We start from the raw sequence: 24,255 nt of genomic DNA, 5'->3' as shown, positions 1-24,255 counted from the left end.
TCAGGCGGCTCAAGGGCTACCGACGCATCTTCTCTCGGTTCGAGAAACTCGATGCAATGTTTCTTGGCTTTCTCAGCTTCGTGCTCGTGGCAGATGGCCTTCGTGGTTTGTGTTAACAGGCCCTAGCTGGCCACGCCGGTCACAGGGAATTGCCGACCGCGCGACAATGCCTGCATGAGCAGCCGTCCTCCCCTGCGCATCGGTCTCTCGGCCCGCCTCTTCCACCCGGAGCCGGGCGCCAGCGGCCTCAAGACCAAGACCCTGCTGGTCTTCGAGCAGTCGGTGGCCCAGTGGGCCATGACCCGCGACGTGCTGCTGCTCATGGTGCCCTCGGTCGTGCAAGGCGGCGAGCTCATCCGCAGCAACATCCGTTTGCGCGACTATGCGCAGTACCTCGACGGCCTGATCCTGCAGGGTGGCGCCGACGTGAGCCCGCGCGCCTATGGTGAGGAGCCGCTGCGGCCCGAATGGAGCGGCGACCCGGTGCGCGACGCCTACGAGCTGGAGCTGGTGCACGAATTCATGGAGGCGGACAAACCCGTGCTGGGCATCTGCCGTGGCATGCAACTGCTCAACGTAGCCCTGGGGGGCTCGCTTTACCAGGACCTGCGCACGCAGCGGCCCGACACGGCCGACCACGAAAGCGGTCACTACGACCGGCACGCGCACAAGGTGCGTTTCACGGCAGGCGGGCTGATGAGCGGCTGGTTCGGCGGGCTGGGGGAGGGGCAGGTCGTGTCCATCCACCACCAGGCGGTCAACCGCCTGGGGCGTGACGTGCTGGTGGAGGCCGAGAGCGAGGATGGTGTGGTCGAGGCCATCCGCTGGAACGGCGACAGCTTTGTGTGCGGCGTGCAGTGGCACCCCGAGTTTCATGGTGCGGGGGGCGAGCTGCTCGATTGCAACCCCTTGCTGGAGGCCTTCCTGGCCGCTGCGCAGAGCCGTCTGCCGGGGCTTTGAGGTCGGCGGCGTTCACCGGCCGCGAATGCTGGGACAATACGGGCCATGAGTGAAGTCCTGTCCCCCGTTGCTGCTGCGCAGCCCCCCAAAGTCGGTTTCGTCAGCCTCGGGTGTCCGAACCCAAAGACCTAACGAACTGGTTTTCAGCTACGCGTTAGGGGTTTTCAGGTCGGCTGACTTGCAGGTGTAGGCGCTTGGTCGTAAGGGACACTGCCGACGACTACGTTCTTGTTGTCGACAATTTCGAATCTGTCAGGAAGGTACCTGGCCGTATGGTCGGTTCCGGCGATTCGATCTGGAGGGAAGGCGTTTTGCCACTCAATATTCCCGTCAGCGGATAGGCTGTTTGCAAAATCTAGCCCACGCATGGAGTAGGTAGGACCATCGGTTTTTTGCGAAATTTCGATGTATTGGGCATGCACAAACTCGAGGTGCTTAGCTGCGATTTCGCATTTCAGTGCCACATTGTCTGCATTGCCCTCGTTGGGTGACGAGGGGTAGGCGATTCCAGCAATCTCAATCACGGGGGCTCCTTGAAGCCCAAAAGATTTGGCGTTTAGAAGGGAGTGGGCAAACGCCGCTGAAATTTTGTAATTCCAAGTTTCATCTCCGTGAACTTTCTTTGTAAATTCATGTGAAATGAACTCGTGAACCAACTGATTGCCCGGTTTTTTTGACTGCGGGTCTGCTGCTCGATGTTTAACCCAGGGAAGCGACTCAATGCGTTTGAATCCTTCCCCGCCCTTGAAAGCATTTGCTGTATAGCCAACACATACCAACGTCAGATTAGTTTTTGTCCGCCACTTTGAGATGACCAGCCGGTCTCCTAAATTAGGCGCAAGTTCCATGATCGTTGAATGGCATCCTGCGCTTGCGTAGAACAACGGGTTTCCGGGTGTATTTGCGCGGCCCAATCCAACCTTTTCGATTGGTGGACACCCTAGTTCGCTGACCTTCATCGGCTTTTGCTGCCATAGGACTGCTCGATATAGGGGTTCGTGGAGGTTTGTCGCGGATGAGGATAACGAATGCCCATGCGTTAAGGGCATCAGCATTTTCTTTAAGTAGTCGAAATTCGTATGTCTCAGGCTTAGCGCTCTCAGTGAGCGCACCAGCTGATTAGACCTCCGACGGTCAGGCCCAGAGTTGATTGCATCAAAGGCTGCTTGATGTTTTCCACTTTGCATGTCCTCAATGGTGGGGGGCGTGAACGATTTCGGCATGGCGGATGTATACAAATTGCTGTCTAGGAACGTCAGCTCACTTTTTCAGCACCTGCGACAATAGCGCCTTATGAGTGCAACAAACGAAAACTACGTACCTCGTATAGGTATGGTATCCCTGGGCTGTCCCAAAGCCCTGACCGATTCCGAGCTGATCCTCACGCAGCTCAGCGCCGAGGGTTACCAGACCTCCAAGACCTTCCAGGGCGCGGACCTGGTGATTGTCAACACCTGCGGTTTCATCGACGACGCCGTCAAGGAGAGCCTCGACACCATCGGCGAGGCCCTGGCCGAGAACGGCAAGGTCATCGTGACCGGCTGCCTGGGCGCCAAGACCGGCGAGGGCGGCGGCAATATGGTGAAGGAAATGCACCCCAGCGTGCTGGCCGTGACCGGCCCGCACGCCACGCAGGAGGTGATGGACGCGGTGCACGCGCACCTGCCCAAGCCGCACGACCCCTTCGTGGACCTCGTGCCGGGCGCCTTCGGCGAGGCCGGGCTCAAGCTGACGCCGCGCCACTACGCCTACCTGAAGATCAGCGAGGGCTGCAACCACCGCTGCACCTTCTGCATCATCCCCTCCATGCGCGGTGACCTGGTGTCGCGTCCGGTCGGTGATGTGCTCAAGGAGGCCAAGGCCCTGTTCGAAGGCGGCGTGAAGGAGCTGCTGGTGATCAGCCAGGACACCTCGGCCTACGGCGTGGACGTGAAGTACCGCACCGGCTTCTGGGACGGCAAGCCCGTCAAGACCCGTTTGCTGGACCTGGTGCAGGCCCTGGGTGAACTGGCCGAGGCGCACGGCGCCTGGGTGCGCCTGCACTACGTTTATCCCTACCCCCATGTGGACGACATCCTGCCGCTGATGGCGGCGGGGCGTGTGCTGCCCTACCTGGACGTGCCCTTCCAGCACAGCCACCCCGAGGTGCTGCGTCGCATGAAGCGCCCGGCCAGCGGTGAACGCAATCTGGAGCGCATCCAGCGCTGGCGCGAGATCTGCCCCGAGCTGGTGATCCGCAGCACCTTCATCGCCGGTTTCCCCGGCGAGACGGAAGAGGAGTTCGAGCACCTGCTCGGTTTCCTGCGCGAGGCGCAGATCGACCGGGCCGGCTGTTTTGCCTACAGCCCCGTGCAGGGCGCGGCAGCCAACCAGCTGCCGGGCATGCTGCCGGAAGCCTTGCGCGAGGAGCGCCGCGCGCGTTTCATGGCCGTGGCCGAGGAGGTGTCCACTGCGCGCCTGCAGCGCCGGATCGGCGCGACCATGCAGGTGCTGGTCGATTCGGCGCCGGCTCTGGGCCGCAAGGGCGGGATGGGCCGCAGCTACGCCGACGCGCCGGAGATCGACGGCCTGGTGCAGCTGCTGCCGCCGGAGAAGATCAGCAAGACGCTCAAGGTCGGGGAGTTCACGCGTGCGCGCATCGTCGGCACGCAGGGCCACGATCTGGTGGCGGTGCCGGTTTGACCGGTCTTTGTTTACGTGCCTGGCTCCACTCGAGCCGGGAAATAAAAAAGCCGCTGAGGTTTCAGCGGCTTGTTGTGGGTCAAACCAGTTTGGTTTTACCGTATATTGGTGGTGCCCAGAAGAGGACTCGAACCTCCACGATGTTACTCGCTAGTACCTGAAACTAGTGCGTCTACCAATTCCGCCATCTGGGCATCTCAGGAAAGAGAGAAGTATATCAGAAATTCAGAGCGCTCCAGCGGCTTGCTGGAAGAAATCGAGGGGACCATCAACGGACACCGTGATGGTCATGGTTTTGTGGTGCGTGATGACGGCGAGCCCGACATCTACCTGCCGCCCAATGAGATGCGCGCGGTGCTGCACAAGGACCGCGTCAAGGCGCGCATCGTGCGCCTGGATCGCAAGGGGCGGCCCGAAGGGCGCGTGGTGGAGATCATGGAGCGCGCGGCGCAGCCCATCATCGGCCGCCTGCTGCAGGAAAGCGGCGTATGGCTCGTCGCTCCCGAGGACAAGCGCTACGGCCAGGACGTGCTGATCCCCAAGGGCGCGACCGGCCAGGCCAAGGCCGGCCAGGTGGTGGTGGTCGAACTGGTCGAGCCGCCGGCACTCTACGGCCAGCCCGTGGGGCGCATCAAGGAAGTGCTGGGCGAGATCGATGACCCGGGCATGGAGATCGAGATCGCGGTGCGCAAGTACAGCGTGCCGCATGAGTTCTCCGAGGCCTGCATCGCGCAGGCGCGCAGCCTGCCCGACAAGGTGCAGGCGCAGGACCACAGGCACCGCGTCGACCTCACCGACGTGCCTCTGGTCACCATCGACGGCGAGGATGCGCGCGATTTCGACGACGCCGTCTATTGCGAGTCCGCCACCCAGGGACGTGGCCGCAACGCTCAGCGCGGCTGGCGCCTGCTGGTGGCGATCGCCGACGTGAGCCACTATGTGGAGACCGGCTCGCCGATCGACGTGGACGCCTACGAGCGCGCCACCAGCGTCTATTTTCCGCGCCGCGTGATTCCCATGCTGCCGGAGAAACTCTCCAACGGCCTGTGCTCGCTGAACCCCGATGTGGATCGTCTGTGCATGGTCTGCGACATGTTTGTCAGCAACGAGGGCGAGGTGACGGCCTACCAGTTCTACCCGGCCATCATGCACAGCCACGCGCGCTTCACCTACACCGAGGTGGCGGCCATTCTGGCCAACACGCGTGGCCCGGAAGCCGCCAAGCGCAAGGACCGAGTCCAGGACCTGCTCAACCTGCACGATGTCTACCGCGCCCTGCTGGCGGCGCGCGCCAAGCGTGGCGCCGTGGACTTCGAGACCACCGAGACGCAGATCATCTGCGACGAAAGCGGGCGCATCGAGAGGATCGTGCCGCGCACGCGCAACGACGCGCACCGCCTGATCGAAGAAGCCATGCTGGCGGCCAACGTCTGCAGCGCCGATTTCATCGGCCAGAGCAAGCACGCCGGCCTGTTCCGTGTGCACGAAGGGCCGACGCCCGAGAAGAACGAGCTGCTGCGCAACTACCTCAAGGCCACCGGCGTGGGCATGACCATCAGCGAGGATCCCTCGCCGGCGGAGTTTCAGGCGATTGCCATCGCCACCAAGGAGAGGCCCGACGCCCAGCAGATCCACTCCATGTTGCTGCGCTCCATGCAGCAGGCCATCTACACGCCACACAACAGCGGCCACTTCGGCCTGGCCTTCGAGGCCTACACCCACTTCACCAGCCCGATCCGGCGTTACCCGGACCTGCTGGTGCACCGCGTGATCAAGGCCATCCTTGGCAAGACGCGTTACCACCTGCCGGCCCTGCCGACCCCGGGCGAGGCGCATGCCAAGCTCTCGAAGCGGATCGAGAAGAGCGAAGCCGCGAAGATGAAGGTCTCGGGTGAGAAGCCGAAAAAAATCAGCGCCGAACTCATGGCCTGGCAGGCCGCGGGCCTGCACTGCAGCGCCAACGAGCGCCGCGCCGACGAGGCCAGCCGCGACGTGGAAGCCTGGCTCAAGTGCAAGTACATGCGCGAGCACCTGGGCGAGGAATTCGGCGGCGTGGTCACGGCGGCCACCAGCTTCGGCTTGTTCGTCACGCTCGACGCCATGTACGTGGAAGGCCTGATCCACATCACCGAACTCGGCGGCGAGTACTTCCGCTTCGACGAGGCGCGCCAGGAGCTGCGTGGCGAGCGCACCGGCATCCGCTACGCCATCGGCACGCGGGTGCGCGTGCAGGTCAGCCGCGTGGACCTGGACGGCCGGCGTATCGACTTCCGCCTGGTGCGTGAAGGCGAGGAACTCATCAACCGTGCGCTGCGCGACAAGGGCCTGCCGCACGAGGAGGCCGGGGAGACTGCCGGTGCGCCGCGCAAGGCTTCGCTCAAGCGCGCGGCCCGCAGCAAGAAGGCCATCGATGCGAGCAAGCGCGCCTTGCCTTCGCCCATCCAGGCCCTCAAGGTTTCGGTCAAGGCGGCGGCCAAGAAGGTCACGGACAAGGCCCGGGGCAAGGGGCGCAAGACGCGCCGTTGATTTTTCGAGACCAGGAGACCGAGCGGGATGAATGCAGTGAAGAAGGTGGCCATCGTGACCGGCGCGGGCACGGGTATAGGCAAGGCGGCGGCATTGGCCTTGCTGAAGGACGGCTGGTGCGTGGCCCTGGCCGGGCGGCGGCGCGAGCCGCTGCAGGCGGTGGCGCACGAAAGCGGCGCCGCAGCGCGTGCGCTGGTGCTGCCGACCGATGTGGCCCAGGCCGCATCGGTCGGTGCGCTGTTTGACGCCACCGTGCAGGCCTGAGGCCGGGTGGACCTGCTGTTCAACAACGCCGGCGTCAATGCGCCGGGTGTTTCATTGGAAGACCTGACGCTGGAGCAGTGGAAAAACGTGGTGGACATCAACCTCACGGGCATGTTCCTCTGCATCCGGCAGGCCTTCCGCGTCATGAAGGCGCAGAGCCCGCGTGGGGGACGCATCATCAACAATGGTTCGATCTCGGCGCACGCACCGCGTCCCAATTCGATCGCCTACACGGCGACCAAGCATGGCGTGCTGGGGCTGACCAAGACGGCCTCGCTCGACGGGCGCAAGCACGACATCGTGGTGGGTCAGATCGACATCGGCAATGCCGCGACCGAGCTGGCCGCGCGCATGGCCAAGGGAGTGCCGCAGGCCAGCGGCGAGATCGCCGTCGAGCCCCTGATGGACGTGGCCATCGTCGGCCAGTCGGTGCTCTACATGGCCAATCTGCCGCTGGAGGCCAATGTGCTGTTCCACACGGTGATGGCGAGCAAGATGCCCTTCGTCGGGCGCGGCTGAAGCTTCAGCCGACCAAGGCTCGGGCCAAGGTACCGGCCGTCAGTGGCTGGGTCTGAGGCCAGGCATCGGCAGCCTGGCCGTGCAGCCAGACGGCAGCGCAAGCGGCATCAAACGCGCTTTCGCCGCGCGCCAGGCGCGCACCGATCAGGCCGGCCAGCACGTCGCCGGTGCCGGCTGTTGCCAGGCGTGCATTGCCCGTGGGGTTGATGACGGGCGTTTCCCCAGGCGCACATACCACCGTGCCGGATCCCTTCAACACCACCGTGCAAACGAACTGCCGTGCCAGCTCTTGCGCAGCAGCCAGCCGGTCCTGCTGGACTTCAGCCGTCGTGCGACCCAGCAGACGGGCCGCTTCCAGTGGATGAGGCGTCAGCACGGTCTGGCGTCGGCGGGCCGCGCGGGCGCGCAGCAGGGTGGCCAGCTGGCTGTCCCGGGCAACGGTGTTGAGTGCGTCGGCGTCCAGTACCAGCCGGGGCGTGGCAGATAGCAGGCGCGGCAGCTGCGCAGCGATGGCGCTGCCGCCCCCGCAGCCGGCCACCACGGTCAGTTCGGCCGGGTCCAGGGCCTCGGGACTGCGGAACATCAGTTCGGGCTGCGTCGGGTCCAGGTTCAAGCCGCTGCCATCGAGCAGTGCCACGTAGACACGGCCCGCGCCATGGTGCAGTGCTGCGCTGGCAGCCAGCAGAGCGGCACCGCTCATGCCGGGCGCGCCGCCCACGATGGCCAGGTCGCCATAACTTCCTTTGTGCGTGGCGTGTGGCCGGGTCGTGGCTTGCGGAGCACAGCCCAGCCGGGCCTGTGCCGGCGTGCTGGCCGCATCGGCGCCCAGGCTGTCGAGCCAGACCTGACCGGCCTGGTCACGTCCCTGCGCCGTGCAGAGCCCGGGCTTGAGCGTCAGCAGGCTCAGCGTGTGGCTGGCGCGCACGCAGGGGCCGGTGGTGGCCCCGGTGTCGGCGTTCAGGCCCGAGGGCAGGTCCACGGCCAGCACGGGCACCTTCAGCGCATTGATGTGGGTGATCCAGCCGGCCATGCGGCCCGCCACCGGACGGCTCGCGCCGGTGCCGAACAGGGCGTCGATGCAGGCCTCGCAGTCTGCAGGCGGTGCGTCCACAAAACGCAGGCCGGCGGCCACGGCCCGCGCGTGCGAGGCGCGGGCATCGGCGGGGGCGCTCTCGGCCGTCCCCAGCCAGCTGACCAGGGCAATCTTGCCCCATGACTGCAGGTGCAGGGCGGCTTCCAGGCCGTCGCCGCCGTTGTTGCCGGGACCGCAGGCGATCCAGAAGGTGCGCGCATGGGGGGCGATGGCCAGCGCCAGCCGGGCTGTGACCAGGCCGGCGCGCTGCATCAGTGCATGAGGCGGCAGCGTGGCCGCCAGTGCGGCTTCCAGGGCCCGCGTGGCGGCTGCATGGTGCAGCGGATAGGACGGACCGGTGGTGATGCGCTGCATGAAGCCGGGTCCGGCTCAGAACTCGTAGACGTGGCCTTCGAAGGCCAGACGGATGTCCGGCCCGCCGGCGGGTACGGGATTGTCGGCCTTGGCCTGGGCGTAGGCGGTCTCCAGCGCCTCGTCACTGCGCGTGGGTTCATGGTGGGTGCAATAGAGCACCTTGGCGCCGGCCTGTGTGGCGTACTGGATGCTGGAGGCGAAAGTGCCGTGGCCCCAGCCGACCTTGGCCGGGTATTCCTGGGCGGTGTAGGCCGTGTCGGCGATCAGAACGTCCACGCCCTGCATGCCGCGGATGATGGCCGCCTGTTTTTCGTCGACGAAGGATTGGTATTCGGCGTACTCGGCGTCACCCGGCTTGTAGATGTTGTAAGGGGGCTCATGGTCGCCGGTGAAGAAGACGGACTTGCCGTTGGCCTCGATGCGGTAGCCGAAGTTGATCACCGGGTGGTTGAGCAGGTAGGGTGTGACGGTGGCGCTGCCGACCTGGATGCTCTGCTCGGGCATCAGCGTCACGTACTCGATCGTGCCCTTCATCTCGGCTTCCCGCACCGGGAAATAGCTGTACTGCAGCTGCACCGACATGACCTGTTCCACACCCTGGCCCGAAACCGGATCGAAGGCGCCATGCAGGCGCAGCACATTGCCAGGGATGAAGTTGGGGATGAAAAAGGGCAGGCCCTGGATGTGGTCCCAGTGCGAGTGGCTGATGAAGACGTTGGCCTGCACCGGCAGCTCGGCCAGCAGGGTCTGCGAGAGCGGGAAGATGCCGGTGCCCGCGTCCAGGATGATGAGCTCGTTGGTGTCGGTGCGCACCTCGATGCAGGTGGTGTTGCCGCCGTAGCGCACCGTGTGCGGCCCCGGTGAGGCGATCGAACCGCGCACACCCCAGAACCTGACCTTCATGATTCAAGTCTGGAAAAGACCTGCGCTTCCTCGAAGAGCGCCTGGAGATCGCCGAGTCGGGCGATGACGTGGTCGAGGTCGCCCCCCAGCCGCCTGGCGAGGGCCGGCGGGAGCGGTTCCACGAAGTGGTTGCCGCCGAAGCCGAACTGCAGCTTCTTGCCGATCTGGTTGGCGGCGAAGACGCAGGCCACCATGGGGGTGTCCTTGACCTCGGGGCCGTGCATGTTCTGGATGGTCTCGACCAGCTTGGGAGCAAAGCGCCATTTCTCGACCAGCATGCCGCCCACCACCGTGTGGTCCACGCCGATGGTCTGGCGCAGCGCCTCGTGCAGTGAACTGCCGTTGGCCTTGCTGGCTTCGAGGGCCAGGCGGAACTCTTCGGGCATGAACTGGGCGAACACCACCTTGCCGAAATCATGCAGCAGGCCGGCAATGAAGCAGTCCATGGGGTCGGCGTCGCCCTGGAGCGTACCCAGCTCGCGTGCGATGCTGGCCGTGGCCAGCGAGTGCAGCAGGTACTGCTGCACGTCGAAGCCGGCGGCATTGCTCTTGGGCAGCATGCCGATGGCGGCGATGCCCAGGGCCAGGTTCTTGATGGTGTTGAAACCCAGGAAGACCACCGCGTGGTTGATCGAGGTGATCTGCTTGGGCAGGCTGTAGTAGGCCGAGTTCACGACCTTGAGGATCTTGACCGTGACCACCGGGTCCTTGTCGATCACCTGCACCAGGTCCTTGGGCGTGCAGTTGACGTCCCGGGTCAGGTCCAGGATGGCCTGCACACTTTTTGGGAAAGCGGGCATGGCGTCAACGGCAGCCGCCAGTTTTTGCGACAGTTCAGGACTCATGGGTGCATTGTGGACCGGGAGAGCATCTACTGTACACAATCCTTGCTCAGCCTCGCAGCCGTTCGATGCCGAAGCCCTCGAGGGCGATCTCGGGTTTCCGACCCGCGACCAGGTCGGCCAGGGCGCGGGCCGAGCCGCAACCCAGGGTCCAGCCGCTGGAGCCGTGGCCGCAGTTCAGCCACAGACCCGGGATGCCGCTGGCGCCCAGCAGGGGTGGGCCATCGGGCAGCATGGGGCGCGCGCCTTTCCAGATCTGCACGCCGCTGGACATCAAGGCCGCACCGGGGAACCAGTCCTGCAGCACCTTGTACAAAGTCTGCAGGGCGTCCTTGCGATGACGTTCGGAGCGACCGCCCAGTTCGGCGCCGCCACCGACCCGGACCCGGTTGCCCAGGCGGGCGATCGCCACCTTGTAGCGCTCGTCCATCACGGCGCTGCGCGGTGCGTTCAGCGGTTCGCGCACGGTGGCGCTGACCGAGTAGCCATAGACGGCGGCCAGCGGGAGCTTGAGGCCCAGCGGGCGCAGCAGGCGGGCCGAGTCGACACCGGCGCAGAGCACGGCGGCATCGAAGCGGCGCGGCTGCGCCTCGCCAGCCACCTGCACGTTCATGCCCTGGCCGGGGCTCAGGTGTTCGACCGTGGTGCTGAAATCGAACTGCACGCCCTGGGCCAGGGCGGCGTTCTTGAGCAGCAGCACGAATTGCCGGCAGTTGCCGACCTCGTCGTCGGGCAGGTGCAGGGCGCCGTGGAAGGCGGTGTCGGGGTTGAGCGCCGGTTCGATGGCGCGGGCCTCCTCTGCGCTGAGTTCACGATGGGCGATGCCCTGGTCCTTGAGCAGTTGCAGGCCGGGTCGCAGCTGGGTGTGGTCGCGCTCGGAGCGCAGCAGCACCAGCAGGCCCTGGCTGCGATCGAATTCGAGTTCCAGGCCCGTGCCGAGCGCTTGCAGGCGCGCGCGGCTGTAGCGGGCCAGATGCTGGAGATTCCGGCGGTTGCGCAGATAGGTGTCGCCTGCGCAGGCGCGCCAGCTTTTCCACATCCAGGCCAGGTCGCTGCTGGTGAGCGGCAGTGAAAAGCGCACCGGGGCATGCCGTGACAGGAGGTGGCGCAGGATGTTGAAGGGCATGCCCGGGGTGGCCCAGGGGGTTGTGTAGCCGGGCGCGAGGATGCCGGTGTTGGCAAAGCTGCCTTCCTCGGCTGCGGCGATGCGGCGCTCGAAGACGGTGATTTCGTGGCCGTCGCGGGCCAGTTCCCAGGCCGTGGTGACGCCGATGATGCCGGCGCCGATGACTGCAATTTTCATGTATCGGTGGATGCTGCCCACCGCGCAGTGCGGCGGGCCGAAGGTGTGGATTATTGTTGTTGCGGACGCAGCAGGTTTTCGATCTGCTGCGCGATGTTCAGGACCACATCATCGCGCATCGCGCCTTGCCAGACCATCAGGCCTGCCGGCAGCTCGTCCGGCGCGTGACAGGGCAGGGTGATGGCGCAGCCGTCGAGCAGGTTGACCACGCTGGGGTTGCGCAGCAGCAGGCCGTTGATGCGGAAGAAGGCTTCGTCACGCGCGCTGCCCGGCAGTACCTCGGCCAGCGGGGGCGCCACGATGGGCACGGTGGGGGAGAGCACGGCGTCGAAACCCCGCAGGGCCTGCTCGATGCGCGGGATCCAGTCGCGCCGTGCCTGCAGCAGATCGATGTAGTCGGCCGCGCTGAGGGTCGCGCCGCGCTGGATGCGGGTGAGTACGCGCGGGTCGTATTGCGCGGCGTGGTCTGCCAGCAGGGGGCGATGCCAGGCATAGCTCTCGGCCGCGGAGAAGCCGCCACTGGCCTGCAGGCCAGCGAGTTCACTCAATGGAGGCAAGGGCAGGTCCGTGATTCGGGCGCCGGCGGCACCCAGTGCCTGCAGGGTGCGCTCGAAGGCGCGCGCCACGGTGGCATCGATCCCATCGAACATCAGCTGCGGCACCACCGCCAACCGGTATTGGGAGAGGGGCGCATGGCTGCGCGTGACCCGGCGCGCCGCCAGGATCTCGTGCACGGTGATGGCATCGCGCACCGAGCGCGTCATGGCGCAGGCCGTGTCCAGGGTGGTGGACAGGGGCACCGTGCCGTCCAGCGGCACCAGGCGCTGGGTGGATTTGAAGCCGACGATGCCGTGCAGGGCGGCCGGGATGCGGATGGAGCCGCCGGTGTCCGAGCCCAGACCGACAAAGGCTGCCCCGCTGGCGACCGAGACGGCGCCGCCGCTGGACGAGCCGCCGGGCACACGTGGCACATCGGTGGCCGTGGCATTGGCCGGGGTGCCGTGGTGCGGGTTGACGCCGACACCCGAGTAGGCGAACTCGCTCATGTTGGTGCGGCCTATGAGGGCGGCGCCGGCGGCGCGCAGCCGGGCCACGGCCGTGGCGTCCTGGCGGGCCGGCGCTGCGTCCTTCAGCACCAGGGAGCCGGCCCGGCTGACCTGGCCGGCTACGTCGAACAGGTCCTTGACCGAGACGGCCAGGCCGGCCAGGGGTTGGCGGACCGGATCGCTCGCTGCGGCCTGGGCTTGGGCGCCCGGGAAATCGGTCTGGACGAAGGCGTATTGGCAGGCCGGTGAGGCGGCGACGGCCATGGCCTGCCCGATCTCGGCCTCGGGGCTGGACAGGCCGGCCAGCAGGCGCAGGCGGGTGGTGTGGAGGTCGGGGACGGGTGTCATCGGACAGGGTGCGTGTGCTATACTCGTTGGGCTTTGCTGGCAGGTCCCGGTGCATCCCGCACCGGCAGCCGCAAAGCAAATCGCAAACCGGTCCATCCAGGTGTTGCAGCCGGCGCCAGACGCCGATTGCAAAGAGGACCGGATTTTAGACCCAACCTTCGGAGTTATTCACATGTCCGTGACCATGCGTCAAATGCTGGAAGCCGGTGTCCATTTCGGCCACCAGACCCGCTTCTGGAACCCCAAGATGGCCCCCTTCATCTTCGGCCATCGCAACAAGATCCACATCATCAACCTGGAAAAATCGCTGCCGATGTTCCAGGACGCTGCCAAGTTCGCCAGGCAACTGGCGGCCAAGCGCGGCACCATCCTGATGGTCGGCACCAAGCGCACCGCCCGCGAGACCGTGGCCGCTGAAGCCCAGCGCGCCGGCGTGCCCTACGTCGATCAGCGCTGGCTGGGCGGCATGCTGACCAACTTCAAGACCGTCAAGACCTCGATCAAGCGTCTGAAGGACATGAAGGCCCAGCAGGAAACCGGCCTGGACGCCATGAGCAAGAAAGAGCAGCTGATGTTCGCCCGCGAACTCGAGAAGCTCGAGAAGGACATCGGCGGCATCCAGGACATGAACACCCTGCCGGACGCGATCTTCGTGATCGACGTCGGTTACCACAAGATCGCCATTGCCGAAGCCAAGAAGCTGGGCATCCCGCTGATCGGCGTGGTCGACTCCAACCACTCGCCCGAAGGCATCGACTACGTGATCCCGGGCAACGACGACTCGTCCAAGGCCGTGACCCTGTACGCCCGCGGCATCGCCGACGCCATCCTGGAAGGCCGTGCCAACGCCGTGGATGACGTGGTCAAGGCGGTTGCGTCCGAGAGCGGCGACGAGTTCGTGGAAGTGAACGAAGCTTCCGCCTGATCCGGTCCCGACCCGAAGAAAGGGGCGCTGCGCCCCTTTTTTTTAGCCCCAATCTGAGTTTGAATTGAAGACGGAGTAAGAAGATGGCTGCAATTACCGCAAGCATGGTTGCCGAACTGCGTGGCAAGACCGATGCGCCGATGATGGAATGCAAGAAGGCCCTGACCGAAGCCGAGGGCGACATGGCCAAGGCCGAAGAGCTGCTGCGCGTCAAACTGGGTACCAAGGCCGGCAAGGCCGCCTCGCGCGTGACCGCCGAAGGTGTGGTTGCCAGCTCGATCAGCGGCACGACCGGCGCCCTGATCGAAGTGAACTGCGAGACCGACTTCGTGACCAAGAACGACAGCTTCCTGGCGCTGGCCAAGGCCGCTGCCGAGCTGATCGCCCAGCACAAGCCGGCCGACGTGGCCGCCCTGGGCGCGCTGCCCTACAGCCAGGACGGCTTCGGCCCCACCCTGGAAGATGTGCGCAAGGGCCTGATCGGCAAGATCGGCGAGAACATGAGCTTCCGCCGTTTCAAGCATTTCTCCTCGGGCGCCAAGCTGGCCGCCTACCTGCACGGCACGCGCATCGGCGTGGTCGTGGAGTTCGACGGCGAAGAAGCCGCCGCCAAGGATGTCGCCATGCACGTGGCCGCCATGAAGCCGGTGTCGCTGACCAGCGCCGACGTGCCGGCCGAGCTGATCGAGCGCGAGCGTTCGGTCGCCACCGCCAAGGCCGCCGAGTCCGGCAAGCCGGCCGACATCGCCACCAAGATGATCGAAGGCTCGGTGCAGAAGTACCTGAAGGAAGTCTCGCTGTTCAACCAGCCCTTCGTGAAGAACGACAAGCAGACCGTCGAGCAGATGCTCAAGGCCGCCGGCACCAACGTCAAGGGCTTCACCCTGTACGTGGTGGGCGAGGGCATCGAGAAGAAGGTCGACGACTTCGCCGCCGAAGTGGCCGCCCAGGTGGCCGCCGCCAAGCAGGCGGGCTGATCGTCCGGGATGACGAATGACGCGCTGCGCGCATGACCTCGCTGTCGCTTCGATGACAAAATGAGGGTTATGCTGGCTCCGCTGTCATTCCGTCATTGAAGCGGCGCAGCCGCGAAGTCATTTCGTCATTCAACCCCAGGAGTAAGCCCACATGACCCACCCCAAGCCAGCCCACAAGCGCATCCTGCTTAAGCTGTCCGGGGAGGCCCTGATGGGTGACGATGCCTTCGGCATCAACCATGCGACCATCCAGCGCATGGTGCAGGAGGTGGCCGAGATCACGCGCCTGGGGGTGGAGGTGGCCGTGGTCATCGGTGGCGGCAACATCTTCCGCGGTGTGGCCGGCGGTTCGGTCGGCATGGACCGGGCCACGGCCGATTACATGGGCATGCTGGCCACCGTGATGAACGCGCTGGCCCTGGCCGATACCATGAACAAGGCCGGTCTGACCGCACGTGTGATGTCGGCCATCGCCATCGAACAGGTGGTCGAGCCCTATGTGCGCCCCAAGGCCCTGCAGTACCTCGAAGAGGGCAAGGTCGTGATCTTCGCGGCCGGCACGGGCAACCCCTTTTTCACCACCGACACGGCCGCTGCGCTGCGCGGCGCCGAGATCGGGGCCGAGATGGTGCTCAAGGCCACCAAGGTGGACGGCGTCTACAGCGCCGACCCGAACAAGGACAAGACCGCCACCCGTTACAGCAAGATTTCCTTCGACGAGGCGATCTCCAAGAATCTCGGCATCATGGACGCCACGGCCTTTGCGCTGTGCCGCGACCAGAAGCTGCCGATCAAGGTGTTTTCCATTTTCAAGCACGGCGCGCTCAAGCGCGTGGTGATGGGCGAAGACGAGGGCACGCTGGTCTACGCCTGAGCGCAGCCGCCGATGCCGCAGAGGAGCAAAGCATGACGATTGCAGACATCAAGAAAACCATGGAAGGCAAGATGGACCAGTCCATCGAGGCCCTGAAGAACCATCTGTCCAAAATCCGCACCGGCCGCGCCAACCCGTCGCTGCTCGACTCCGTGCAGGTCGAGTACTACGGCTCCACGGTGCCGCTGAGCCAGGTGGCCAACGTCAACCTGCTGGACGCCCGCACCATCAGCGTTCAGCCCTGGGAAAAGGGCATGGGCGCCAAGATCGAGAAGGCCATCCGCGAGAGCGATCTGGGCCTGAACCCGGCCTCCATGGGCGACCTGATCCGCGTGCCCATGCCGCCCATGAGCGAGGAGCGCCGCAAGGAGATGACCAAGCTTGTGCGCACCGAGGGCGAAAACGCCAAGATTGCCGTGCGCAATCTGCGCCGGGACGCCAACGAGGCCGTCAAGAAGCTGGTCAAGGACAAGACCGCGTCCGAGGACGAGCAGAAGCGCTCCGAAGCCGACATCCAGAAACTGACCGACAGGCATGTCGCCACGATCGACCAGCTGGTGGCGGGCAAGGAACAGGAAGTGATGGCGGTCTGACCGCCATCATTCCCACCGCCATGACTGCACCGGGCGGTACACCGCAGCACATCGCCATCGTCATGGATGGCAATGGCCGCTGGGCCACCAGGCGTTTCCTGCCCCGTCTGGCCGGCCACCGCCAGGGCATGGAAAGCCTGCGGCGCTGTATCCGGGCCTGTCTGGACCGTGGAGTGGCGGTGCTGACGGTCTTCGCTTTTTCCTCCGAGAACTGGAACCGCCCGGCCGATGAGGTCTCGGGCTTGATGGAACTGCTGGCCACGGCCTTGGCCAGGGAAGTGCCGCAACTGCTCAAGGACGGGGCGCGCCTGCATTTCGTCGGCGAGCGTGCCGGTCTGTCCGACAAGGTGCGCGCGGGCCTGGACCAGGCCGAGCGTGCGACGGCAGCGAACAGCCGGCTCGTGCTCAATGTCTGTTTCAACTACGGCGGACGCTGGGACATCGCCCAGGCGGCGGCCCGGCTGGCCGCGCAGGGGCAGCCCATCACGGAGATGTCCTTGCACCAGGCCATGGCCATGGCCCACGTCCCCGACCCGGATCTCATCATCCGCACCGGCGGCGAATTGCGCCTGAGCAATTTCCTGCTCTGGCAGGCCGCCTATGCCGAACTTTGTTTCAGCGACAAGCTCTGGCCCGATTTCGACGAGGCCGAGCTCGACTGCGCCATCAGCGAATTCACCCGGCGTGAGCGCCGCTACGGCCAGACATCCGCCCAGGTCGCCACGGCGGACCCGGGCCAGAAGGTCGCCTGAGGATCAACCATGCTCAAACAGCGCATCATCACCGCCATCGTCCTGCTGCTGATCCTGCTGCCGGCACTGTTTCATCCGGATCCGCTGTACTGGCGTCTGGTCACGCTGGTATTGACTGCGGCGGCGGCCTGGGAATGGGGCCGGCTCAACGGCCTGGGTCAGTTGGGGTCATGGCTGGGGGCTTTTGCCTGTTTCATCGTCTGTGTCATGGCCTGGGATCTGGGCCTGCTGTCGGCGCCGCAGCCGCTGCTGTGGACGGTGGCCGGTGGCGCCTGGGTGCTGGTGGGCGCTGCACTGATCAAGGCGGGGGTGGCCCGCTGGGGACAGTGGCCACGGGCCTTGCGCCTGCCGGGGGGCCTGCTGGCGCTGTGGCTGACCTGGCTGGCCATGGTGCAGGCGCGCGATGTGGGCATCGCCTTCCTGCTGTCCATCCTGCTGCTGGTCTGGATGGCTGACGTCGCCGCCTACTTTGCCGGCAAGGCCTGGGGCGGCCGTTTCAGCAAGGTCAAGCTGGCGCCAGCCATCAGCCCGGGCAAGAGCTGGGAAGGGGTCTGGGGCGGCATGCTGGGGGTGGTCCTGCTGGCCGGGGTCTGGCTGGCCCTGGAGCGCGCCGGGGTGCTGCCCGCGCCCAGTCTCTATGGCCATCTGCAGTCGCACGGCGGCTGGGGCCTGCTGCTGCTGGCCGTGCTGTTCCTGGCGGCCATGAGCGTGGTGGGTGACCTGGTGGAATCGCTGGTCAAGCGCAGCGCCGGCATGAAGGACAGCAGCCGCCTGCTGCCGGGCCACGGCGGTGTGCTCGATCGCGTGGATGCCCTGCTGCCCACGCTGCCGCTGGCCATGATGTTCTATTCCGTATGGCGCTGATGAAGCAACGCCTTGCCATCCTCGGCTCCACCGGCTCCATCGGCGCCAGCACGCTTGATGTGCTGGCACGCCATCCGGATCGTTTCGAAGTCTTTGCCCTGACCGCAGCCACCCAGGTGGATCTGCTGCTGCAGCAGTGCCTGCAGTTCTCTCCGCGTTACGCCGTCATGGCCAGTGTCGCCCATTCAACGCAGCTGGCCGAACGGTTGAAGGTCGCCGGTTCACCGACCCAGGTGCTGGGCGGGACGCAGGCGCTGGCCGACATCGCGGCCCACGAGGAGGTGGATGCCGTGATGGCCGCCATCGTGGGGGCCGCCGGCCTGGCGCCCTGCCTGGCGGCGGCGCGTTCGGGCAAACGCCTGCTGCTGGCGAACAAGGAGGCGCTGGTGGTGGGCGGCGAGTTCTTCATGCAGACGGTACGCGCCGGCGGTGCCACGCTGCTGCCCATCGACAGCGAGCACTCGGCCATCTTCCAGGCCCTGCCCGAAGATCCGGCGACCTGGGCGCAGCGCGTGGACAGGATCATCCTGACCGCCTCGGGGGGGCCGTTTCGCACACGCGAGCCGCGGACCCTGCGCGAAGTCACGCCCGAGCAGGCCTGCGCGCACCCGAACTGGGTCATGGGGCGCAAGATCTCGGTCGATTCGGCCACCATGATGAACAAGGCCCTGGAGGTGATCGAGGCGCGTTACCTCTTCGGTCTGCCGTCCGAGCGACTGGAGGTGGTGATCCACCCGCAGAGCGTGATCCACTCCATGGTGCAGTACAGCGACCACTCGGTGGTGGCGCAGCTGGGCACGCCCGACATGCGCGTGCCCATCGCCTACGGTCTGTCCTGGCCCGAGCGCATGGCCTCGGGCGCGGCCGCACTGGATTTTCACAAGCTGGCCGCCATGACCTTCGAGCCCATGGACGCGCCCGGCCATGCGCAACGTTTCCCCGGCATCGGCCTGGCCTGGGAGGCCTTGCGCGGCCCGGCAGGCACCACGGCGGTGCTCAACGCGGCCAACGAGGTGGCAGTCGCCGCCTTTCTGGAGCGGCGCATCCGTTTCGACCAGATCCATGCGGTCAACCTGGGCACGCTGGAAGCCGTTGTGCCGGTTGCGCCGCATGCGCTGGAAGATCTGCTGGCGCTGGACGCGCAGGCGCGTGCAGCGGCACAGCAGTGCGTCCGCGGGCTGAGTGCCTGAACCTTCGAGGACGGACATGCTGACTGTCATTGCTTTCATCGTGGCCCTGGGTCTGCTGATCGCCATCCATGAATACGGGCACTACCGCATGGCTTTGGCCTGCGGCGTCAAGGTGCTGCGTTTCTCCGTCGGTTTCGGCCACACCCTGCTGCGCTGGCAGCCCAGGGGTTCACCGACCGAGTTCGTGCTGGGCGCCTTTCCGCTGGGCGGTTATGTGCGCATGCTCGACGAGCGCGAGGCTCCTGTCGATCCGGCCGAGCGCCATCTGGCCTTCAACACCCAGCCCCTGCGTTCGCGCGCGCTCATCGTCGCGGCCGGCCCCCTGGCCAACCTGCTGCTGGCGGTGCTGCTGTATGCGGTGATCAACTGGAGTGGTGTGCACATGGCCGCGCCCGTGCTGGGGCGACCGGCGGCCGATTCCGTGGCGGAGCGCGCCGGGCTGGTTGGTGGCGAGCGCGTCGAGCGTGCCGGTTTCGAAGGCGACGAGTTGCAGGCCATGACATCGTTTGAGGACGTGCGGTGGTTGCTCACGCGCGGAGCGCTGGAAGGGCGTGATGTGCGTCTGGCCCTGGCCGATGCCCGTGGGCGAGCTGCCGAGCTGCTCTTGCCCCTGTCGGCCCTGCAGGCACGCGATGCCGACGCCCGCCTGTTCGAGCATATCGGCATCGTTTCGCCCATGAGCCGGCCCGAAATTGGCGAGGTCACGCCGGACAGTCCCGCCGAACGTGCCGGCCTGCGCCCGGGTGATCTGGTGTTGAGCCTGGGTGACACAGCCGTGGTGGACGGCCGCCAGTTGCGCGAGCTGATCCGCGCTTCGGTGCGCGAAGGTCAGGCGTTGACGAAAAACTGGCGCATCGAGCGCCAGGGCGCGGTCATCCACCTGGATGTAAAGCCCGAACTGCAGCAGCAAGGCGGCGTGGCAGTCGGCCGCATCGGTGCTTATGTGGGCGCACCGCCCGAGATGGTCATGGTGCGCTTCGGTGCGGTCGAGGGCGTCTGGCAGGGCATGGTGAAGACCTGGGAGGTCTCGGTGCTGACGCTGCGCACCCTGGGGCGCATGGTGATCGGCGAGGCCTCGCTGAAGAACCTCAGTGGCCCGCTGACCATTGCCGATTACGCCGGTCGTTCGGCCAGTCTGGGGCTGACGTCCTATCTGGTCTTTCTGGCCCTCATCAGCGTCAGCCTGGGCGTGCTCAATCTGCTGCCGCTGCCTGTCCTCGATGGGGGACACCTGATGTATTATCTTTGGGAAGGTGTCACAGGCCGGCCCGTGTCGGAGGTCTGGCTGGAGCGCCTGCAGCGTGCCGGTGTCGCCGTGCTGGCGCTCATGATGTCGATCGCGCTGTTCAATGACCTGGCCCGTCTCCTGAGCTGAGCCACCTGCCAAGGCAGTGTGATCAGCCAAACTTCAATTTGACCGATGCAATTCAAACGATATAGCCTGCGCGCCGTTTCCCTGCTGGCCACCCTCTTGCTGGCCGTACACATGGCCTGGGCTGCCGAGCCTTTCAAGATCCGCGACATCCAGGTCGAAGGCCTGCAACGCGTCGAGCCGGGCACCGTCTTCGCCTCCATGCCGCTGCGCCTGGGCGACACCTACAACGATGAGAAGGGCACGGCCTCGATCCGGGCGCTGTTTGCCCTGGGCCTGTTCACCGATGTGCGGCTGGAGATCAAGGGCGATGTGGTGGTGGTGGTGGTCGAAGAGCGGCCCAGCGTGGCCGGTGTCGAGTTCATCGGGACCCGCGAGTTCGACAAGGACGCGCTGACCAAGGCGCTCAAGGACATCGGCCTGGCCGAGGGACGGCCATTTGACAAGGCCCTGCTGGACCGTGCCGAGCAGGAGCTCAAGCGCCAGTACATCAACAAGAGCCTTTATGCGGCCGAGGTGGTGACGACGGTGACGCCGGTGGAGCGCAACCGTGTGAGCCTGGCCTTCACCGTCAATGAGGGCGAGCCGGCCAAGATCAGCGAGATCCGCATCGTCGGCAACAAGGCCTTTTCCGAGTCCACCCTGCGCAACCTGTTCGATCTGGACACCGGCAACTGGATGAGCTGGTACACCAAGTCCAACCGTTATTCGCGGGCCAAGCTCAACGCCGATACGGAGACCTTGCGCTCCTACTATCTGGCGCGCGGTTACCTGGAGTTCCAGGTCGATTCGACCCAGGTGGCGATCGCCCCCAACAAGCAGGACATGTCCATCACCCTGAACATCACGGAAGGTGAACGTTTCGTGGTGGCCGGTGTGCGCCTGGCGGGCAACTACCTGGGGCGCGAGGACGAGTTCAAGGCCATGGTCACGATCCGTCCCGGCGAGGCCTACAACGCCGACCGGGTGGCCGAGACCACCAAGGCCTTTACCGACTATTTCGGCCGTTTCGGCTACGCCTTTGCACGTGTGCAGTCCGTGCCCGACATCGACCGCGGCAGCAACCGGGTCACGCTGGTGCTGCAGGCCGAGCCTTCGCGCCGTGCCTATGTACGCCGTATCAACGTGGTGGGCAACAACCGCACGCGTGACGAGGTGATCCGCCGCGAATTCCGCCAGTACGAAGCGTCCTGGTACGACAGCGAAAAGATCAAGCTCTCGCGCAACCGGGTCGATCGCCTGGGCTATTTTGGTGCAGTGACGATGGAAACCACCGAGGTGCCGGGCACGGCCGACCAGGTGGACCTGACCGTCAAGGTGGTCGAACGCGCGACCGGCAGCCTGACCCTGGGCGCGGGTTTCTCCAGCAACGAGGGGCTGGGCCTGACCTTCGGCATCAACCAGCAGAATGCTTTCGGTACCGGCCACTCGCTCGGTCTGCAGCTCAACACCAGCCGGATCAACCGCGTCATCGTGGTCAATACGACCGACCCCTATTTCACCCAGGACGGGGTCTCGCGCACCATCGATCTGTACCAGCGGGTCACGCGCCCTTATTACTACGAAGACACCTACGCGCTGGAGACGGTGGGCAGCAGCATCCGGTTCGGCATCCCCTTTACCGAGCGCGACACCGTCTACGTGGGCGCCGGTGTCGAGCGCACCACCATCCTGCCTGGAACCTACCTGCCAGCGGCCTACCAGAGTTATGCCGACCAGTTCGGCTACGCCAGCACCGCCGTGCCCCTGACCCTGGGCTGGGGCCGGGACAACCGGGACAGCGCCCTGGTGCCGAGCAGCGGCAACTTGCAGCGCGCCACGGCCGAATGGAGCACCTTTGGCGAGGTGCGTTACATCCGCGGCACCTATTCCTACCAGCACTACCTACCGCTGACCAAGCAGTACACCTTCGCTTTCAACACCGACCTGGCCCTGGGCCAGGGCATAGACGGGCGGCCCTATCCGCTGTTCAAGAACTTCTATGGCGGTGGCCTGGGTTCGGTGCGCGGTTTCGAGGCTGGCAGCCTGGGGCCGCGTGACGCGGCCACGGGTCTGACCTACGGGGGGCCGAAAAAGGTCAACTTCAACTTCGAACTGCAGGCGCCTTTCCCTGGGGCCGGCAACGACCGCACCTTGCGTCTTTACACCTTTGTCGATACCGGCAACGTCTACGGCCCGGATGATCCGATCGATCCGGCCAATTTCCGGGCCTCGGCCGGTTTCGGCATCAGCTGGGTCTCGCCCATGGGGCCGCTGCGCCTGGCCTGGGCCACCCCCATCCGGAGGTTCGATGGCGATAGAATCCAGTATCTGCAATTCCAGATTGGGACCACATTCTGATGAAGTACTACACCCGACCTGCCATCTTGCTGCTGGGCCTGAGTCTGCTGGCCGTGCCGGCGCTGGCCCAGGAGTTCCGGCTGGGTTTCGTCAGCCTGGACCGCATCATCAAGGAAGCGGTGCCGGCCAAGAATGCCCAGGCCAAGCTCGAGCAGGAGTTCTCCAAGCGCGAGAAGGAACTGCAGACCCAGGGAGCCAATATCAAGGGCATGGCCGACCAGCTGGAGCGCGAGGCGCCCACGCTGTCGGAAAGCCAGCGCGCGACGCGCCAGAAGCAGCTGGTCGAACTGGACCGCGATTTCCAGCGCAAGCGCCGTGAATTCCAGGAAGACGTCAATGCCCGCCGCAATGAGGAGTTGCAACAGGTCTTCGAGCGCGCCAACCGCGTGGTCAAACAGGTGGCTGATGCCGAGAAATACGACCTGATCCTGCAGGAAGCGGTTTACGTCAACCCCCGGCACGACATCACCGACAAGGTGATCAAGGCCCTCAACGCCACGGTGGCCAAATAAGGCCGCACGGTATTTTGCGGGCAGATCGCGTGTGGCATTGCGTCTAGGCAGCATCGTCGAACAGCTCGGGGGCGAGCTGTCGGGCGATCCCGCGCTGGAAATCCTCGCTCTGGCGCCGCTCGAATCGGCCGGTCCGCAGCAGCTCAGTTTCCTCAGCAACCCCAAATACCGCCAGCAGTTGCTGATCACACGCGCCGGCTGCGTGATCGTCGGGCCGCAGATGCAGGCCGAGGCCCGGGCTCGGGGCGCCTGCATCGTGGCCGACAACCCCTACCTCTATTTCGCCCGCGTGACGCAGCTGTGGCACGCGGCCCGCCAGCGGCCCGCCGGTCCGCGCATTCACCCGAGTGCGGTCATCGATCCTGAGGCCCACATCGATCCGCAGGCCCGCATCGGCCCCCTGTGCGTGGTCGAGCGCGGCGCCCGCATCGGCGCGCGCAGCGTGCTCAAGTCCAGAGTCACGGTCAGCGAAGATTGCGTGATCGGCGAGCGCTGTATCCTGCACCCGGGCGTGGTGATTGGCGCCGACGGTTTCGGTTTCGCCAAGGATGGCGAGCGCTGGGAGAAGATCGAGCAGCTGGGGGCCGTGCGCATCGGCAACGACGTGGAGATCGGCGCCAACACCTGTATCGACCGCGGCGCCCTGAGCGATACCGTGATCGAGGACGGTGTCAAGCTCGACAACCTCATCCAGATCGGCCACAACGTGCGCGTGGGGCGCAACACGGCCATGGCTGGTTGTGTCGGCGTGGCCGGCAGCGCCACCATCGGGGCCAACTGCACGATTGGCGGCAGCGCCGGTGTGCTGGGCCACCTGACCCTCGCCGACGGTGTGAACGTGTCCTCCTTCTCCCTGGTCACACGTTCGCTCAACAAACCGGGCCACTACACCGGCTTCTATCCGCTGGAGGACAATGCCTCCTGGGAAAAGAATGCGGCCACGCTCAAACAGCTCTCCACGCTGCGCGAACGCGTGCGTGCGCTGGAAAAAGAACGCAAGGAAACAAAAAAATGAT

The 24,255-nt window shown here is 65.6% G+C and carries 20 protein-coding genes, 1 tRNA gene and 2 pseudogenes; 16 read left to right on the top strand and 7 right to left on the bottom strand.

Annotated elements, in window-relative coordinates; genetic code table 11:
* Positions 1 to 116, top strand: a pseudogene (locus ACYVH8_RS15650) (IS5-like element ISCARN85 family transposase); the annotation flags it as partial.
* A gap of 58 nt (positions 117 to 174) precedes the next feature.
* Entirely contained in the window at positions 175 to 960 is a 786-nt protein-coding gene (locus tag ACYVH8_RS15645) for a gamma-glutamyl-gamma-aminobutyrate hydrolase family protein (protein WP_460489737.1), read from the top strand.
* A 164-nt stretch (positions 961 to 1,124) separates the two neighbouring features.
* Here the strand turns inward: ACYVH8_RS15645 and ACYVH8_RS15640 are convergent, their stop codons facing one another.
* Positions 1,125 to 1,919: a hypothetical protein gene (locus tag ACYVH8_RS15640; protein ID WP_460489736.1), complete on the bottom strand. Its 795-nt coding sequence runs from the start codon at positions 1,917 to 1,919 to the stop codon at positions 1,125 to 1,127.
* A gap of 334 nt (positions 1,920 to 2,253) precedes the next feature.
* On the opposite strand from ACYVH8_RS15640, the gene rimO reads away from it, so the two are divergent.
* Positions 2,254 to 3,642, top strand: a complete 1,389-nt coding sequence (rimO, locus tag ACYVH8_RS15635; protein WP_460489735.1) for a 30S ribosomal protein S12 methylthiotransferase RimO — start codon at positions 2,254 to 2,256, stop codon at positions 3,640 to 3,642.
* Positions 3,643 to 3,751: 109 nt separating this feature from the next.
* Here the strand turns inward: rimO and ACYVH8_RS15630 are convergent.
* A tRNA-Leu gene (locus ACYVH8_RS15630) sits at positions 3,752 to 3,836 on the bottom strand.
* Between the two features lie 49 nt (positions 3,837 to 3,885).
* On the opposite strand from ACYVH8_RS15630, the gene rnr reads away from it, so the two are divergent.
* Entirely contained in the window at positions 3,886 to 6,168 is a 2,283-nt protein-coding gene (gene rnr / locus ACYVH8_RS15625) for a ribonuclease R (RefSeq protein WP_460489734.1), read from the top strand.
* A gap of 27 nt (positions 6,169 to 6,195) precedes the next feature.
* Positions 6,196 to 6,951, top strand: a pseudogene (locus ACYVH8_RS15620) (SDR family oxidoreductase).
* Between the two features lie 4 nt (positions 6,952 to 6,955).
* Here the strand turns inward: ACYVH8_RS15620 and ACYVH8_RS15615 are convergent.
* Genes ACYVH8_RS15615 through ACYVH8_RS15595 form a run of 5 tightly spaced genes read right to left on the bottom strand, consistent with a single transcriptional unit; the run spans position 6,956 to position 12,840 of the window.
* The gene (locus tag ACYVH8_RS15615) at positions 6,956 to 8,398 is read right to left on the bottom strand and encodes an NAD(P)H-hydrate dehydratase (protein ID WP_460489733.1); all 1,443 of its coding nucleotides are present in this window, start codon (positions 8,396 to 8,398) and stop codon (positions 6,956 to 6,958) included.
* A 15-nt stretch (positions 8,399 to 8,413) separates the two neighbouring features.
* Positions 8,414 to 9,301 (bottom strand): MBL fold metallo-hydrolase, encoded by an 888-nt coding sequence (locus ACYVH8_RS15610; protein ID WP_460489732.1) that lies wholly within the window; start codon positions 9,299 to 9,301, stop codon positions 8,414 to 8,416.
* The gene (locus tag ACYVH8_RS15605; protein ID WP_460489731.1) at positions 9,298 to 10,146 is read right to left on the bottom strand and encodes an HDOD domain-containing protein; all 849 of its coding nucleotides are present in this window, start codon (positions 10,144 to 10,146) and stop codon (positions 9,298 to 9,300) included. Before ACYVH8_RS15605 ends, ACYVH8_RS15610 begins: the two co-directional genes overlap by 4 nt.
* A 46-nt stretch (positions 10,147 to 10,192) precedes the next feature.
* The gene (locus ACYVH8_RS15600) at positions 10,193 to 11,446 is read right to left on the bottom strand and encodes a D-amino acid dehydrogenase (protein WP_460489730.1); all 1,254 of its coding nucleotides are present in this window, start codon (positions 11,444 to 11,446) and stop codon (positions 10,193 to 10,195) included.
* 50 nt (positions 11,447 to 11,496) lie between these two features.
* Positions 11,497 to 12,840, bottom strand: a complete 1,344-nt coding sequence (locus ACYVH8_RS15595) for an amidase (protein WP_460489729.1) — start codon at positions 12,838 to 12,840, stop codon at positions 11,497 to 11,499.
* A gap of 172 nt (positions 12,841 to 13,012) precedes the next feature.
* On the opposite strand from ACYVH8_RS15595, the gene rpsB reads away from it, so the two are divergent.
* The 11 genes from rpsB to lpxD all read left to right on the top strand — a co-directional run bounded on the left by rpsB (position 13,013) and on the right by lpxD (position 24,254).
* A complete protein-coding gene (rpsB, locus tag ACYVH8_RS15590; protein WP_460489728.1) occupies positions 13,013 to 13,765 on the top strand; it encodes a 30S ribosomal protein S2 in 753 nt (250 codons plus the stop codon).
* An 83-nt stretch (positions 13,766 to 13,848) separates the two neighbouring features.
* Positions 13,849 to 14,742 (top strand): translation elongation factor Ts, encoded by an 894-nt coding sequence (gene tsf / locus ACYVH8_RS15585; protein ID WP_460489727.1) that lies wholly within the window; start codon positions 13,849 to 13,851, stop codon positions 14,740 to 14,742.
* A 151-nt stretch (positions 14,743 to 14,893) separates the two neighbouring features.
* Entirely contained in the window at positions 14,894 to 15,616 is a 723-nt protein-coding gene (gene pyrH / locus ACYVH8_RS15580; protein ID WP_460489726.1) for a UMP kinase, read from the top strand.
* Between the two features lie 32 nt (positions 15,617 to 15,648).
* Entirely contained in the window at positions 15,649 to 16,209 is a 561-nt protein-coding gene (gene frr, locus ACYVH8_RS15575; protein WP_460489725.1) for a ribosome recycling factor, read from the top strand.
* 20 nt (positions 16,210 to 16,229) lie between these two features.
* A complete protein-coding gene (uppS, locus tag ACYVH8_RS15570) occupies positions 16,230 to 16,961 on the top strand; it encodes a polyprenyl diphosphate synthase (protein WP_460489724.1) in 732 nt (243 codons plus the stop codon).
* 9 nt (positions 16,962 to 16,970) lie between these two features.
* Entirely contained in the window at positions 16,971 to 17,825 is an 855-nt protein-coding gene (locus ACYVH8_RS15565; protein WP_460489723.1) for a phosphatidate cytidylyltransferase, read from the top strand.
* Positions 17,825 to 19,015 carry a 1-deoxy-D-xylulose-5-phosphate reductoisomerase gene (gene ispC, locus ACYVH8_RS15560; protein ID WP_460489722.1) on the top strand — a complete coding sequence of 397 codons (1,191 nt, stop codon included), beginning with the start codon at positions 17,825 to 17,827 and terminating at the stop codon, positions 19,013 to 19,015. The genes ACYVH8_RS15565 and ispC overlap by 1 nt, the downstream gene beginning before the upstream one ends.
* 16 nt (positions 19,016 to 19,031) lie before the next feature.
* A complete protein-coding gene (gene rseP / locus ACYVH8_RS15555; RefSeq protein ID WP_460489721.1) occupies positions 19,032 to 20,390 on the top strand; it encodes an RIP metalloprotease RseP in 1,359 nt (452 codons plus the stop codon).
* Positions 20,391 to 20,435: 45 nt separating this feature from the next.
* Entirely contained in the window at positions 20,436 to 22,727 is a 2,292-nt protein-coding gene (gene bamA / locus ACYVH8_RS15550) for an outer membrane protein assembly factor BamA (protein WP_460489720.1), read from the top strand.
* The gene (locus tag ACYVH8_RS15545) at positions 22,727 to 23,239 is read left to right on the top strand and encodes an OmpH/Skp family outer membrane protein (protein ID WP_460489719.1); all 513 of its coding nucleotides are present in this window, start codon (positions 22,727 to 22,729) and stop codon (positions 23,237 to 23,239) included. The genes bamA and ACYVH8_RS15545 overlap by 1 nt, the downstream gene beginning before the upstream one ends.
* Positions 23,240 to 23,270: 31 nt before the next feature.
* Positions 23,271 to 24,254 (top strand): UDP-3-O-(3-hydroxymyristoyl)glucosamine N-acyltransferase, encoded by a 984-nt coding sequence (lpxD, locus tag ACYVH8_RS15540; protein ID WP_460489718.1) that lies wholly within the window; start codon positions 23,271 to 23,273, stop codon positions 24,252 to 24,254.
* Position 24,255 lies beyond the last annotated feature (1 nt).

The sequence above is a fragment of the Curvibacter fontanus genome (assembly GCF_054780335.1).
The sequence above is the reverse complement of the archived record's forward strand: the minus strand, read 5'-3'. Positions and strand labels throughout refer to the sequence as shown.

Excerpts from the sequence above, each read along its gene's own strand:
- ACYVH8_RS15645 (WP_460489737.1), top strand. The coding sequence starts at position 175 with ATGAGCAGCCGTCCTCCCCTGCGCATCGGTCTCTCGGCCCGCCTCTTC.
- ACYVH8_RS15640 (WP_460489736.1), bottom strand. The coding sequence starts at position 1,919 with ATGAAGGTCAGCGAACTAGGGTGTCCACCAATCGAAAAGGTTGGATTG.
- rimO (WP_460489735.1), top strand. The coding sequence starts at position 2,254 with ATGAGTGCAACAAACGAAAACTACGTACCTCGTATAGGTATGGTATCC.
- ACYVH8_RS15615 (WP_460489733.1), bottom strand. The coding sequence starts at position 8,398 with ATGCAGCGCATCACCACCGGTCCGTCCTATCCGCTGCACCATGCAGCC.
- ACYVH8_RS15610 (WP_460489732.1), bottom strand. The coding sequence starts at position 9,301 with ATGAAGGTCAGGTTCTGGGGTGTGCGCGGTTCGATCGCCTCACCGGGG.
- ACYVH8_RS15605 (WP_460489731.1), bottom strand. The coding sequence starts at position 10,146 with ATGAGTCCTGAACTGTCGCAAAAACTGGCGGCTGCCGTTGACGCCATG.
- ACYVH8_RS15600 (WP_460489730.1), bottom strand. The coding sequence starts at position 11,446 with ATGAAAATTGCAGTCATCGGCGCCGGCATCATCGGCGTCACCACGGCC.
- ACYVH8_RS15595 (WP_460489729.1), bottom strand. The coding sequence starts at position 12,840 with ATGACACCCGTCCCCGACCTCCACACCACCCGCCTGCGCCTGCTGGCC.
- rpsB (WP_460489728.1), top strand. The coding sequence starts at position 13,013 with ATGTCCGTGACCATGCGTCAAATGCTGGAAGCCGGTGTCCATTTCGGC.
- tsf (WP_460489727.1), top strand. The coding sequence starts at position 13,849 with ATGGCTGCAATTACCGCAAGCATGGTTGCCGAACTGCGTGGCAAGACC.
- pyrH (WP_460489726.1), top strand. The coding sequence starts at position 14,894 with ATGACCCACCCCAAGCCAGCCCACAAGCGCATCCTGCTTAAGCTGTCC.
- frr (WP_460489725.1), top strand. The coding sequence starts at position 15,649 with ATGACGATTGCAGACATCAAGAAAACCATGGAAGGCAAGATGGACCAG.
- uppS (WP_460489724.1), top strand. The coding sequence starts at position 16,230 with ATGACTGCACCGGGCGGTACACCGCAGCACATCGCCATCGTCATGGAT.
- ACYVH8_RS15565 (WP_460489723.1), top strand. The coding sequence starts at position 16,971 with ATGCTCAAACAGCGCATCATCACCGCCATCGTCCTGCTGCTGATCCTG.
- ispC (WP_460489722.1), top strand. The coding sequence starts at position 17,825 with ATGAAGCAACGCCTTGCCATCCTCGGCTCCACCGGCTCCATCGGCGCC.
- rseP (WP_460489721.1), top strand. The coding sequence starts at position 19,032 with ATGCTGACTGTCATTGCTTTCATCGTGGCCCTGGGTCTGCTGATCGCC.
- bamA (WP_460489720.1), top strand. The coding sequence starts at position 20,436 with ATGCAATTCAAACGATATAGCCTGCGCGCCGTTTCCCTGCTGGCCACC.
- ACYVH8_RS15545 (WP_460489719.1), top strand. The coding sequence starts at position 22,727 with ATGAAGTACTACACCCGACCTGCCATCTTGCTGCTGGGCCTGAGTCTG.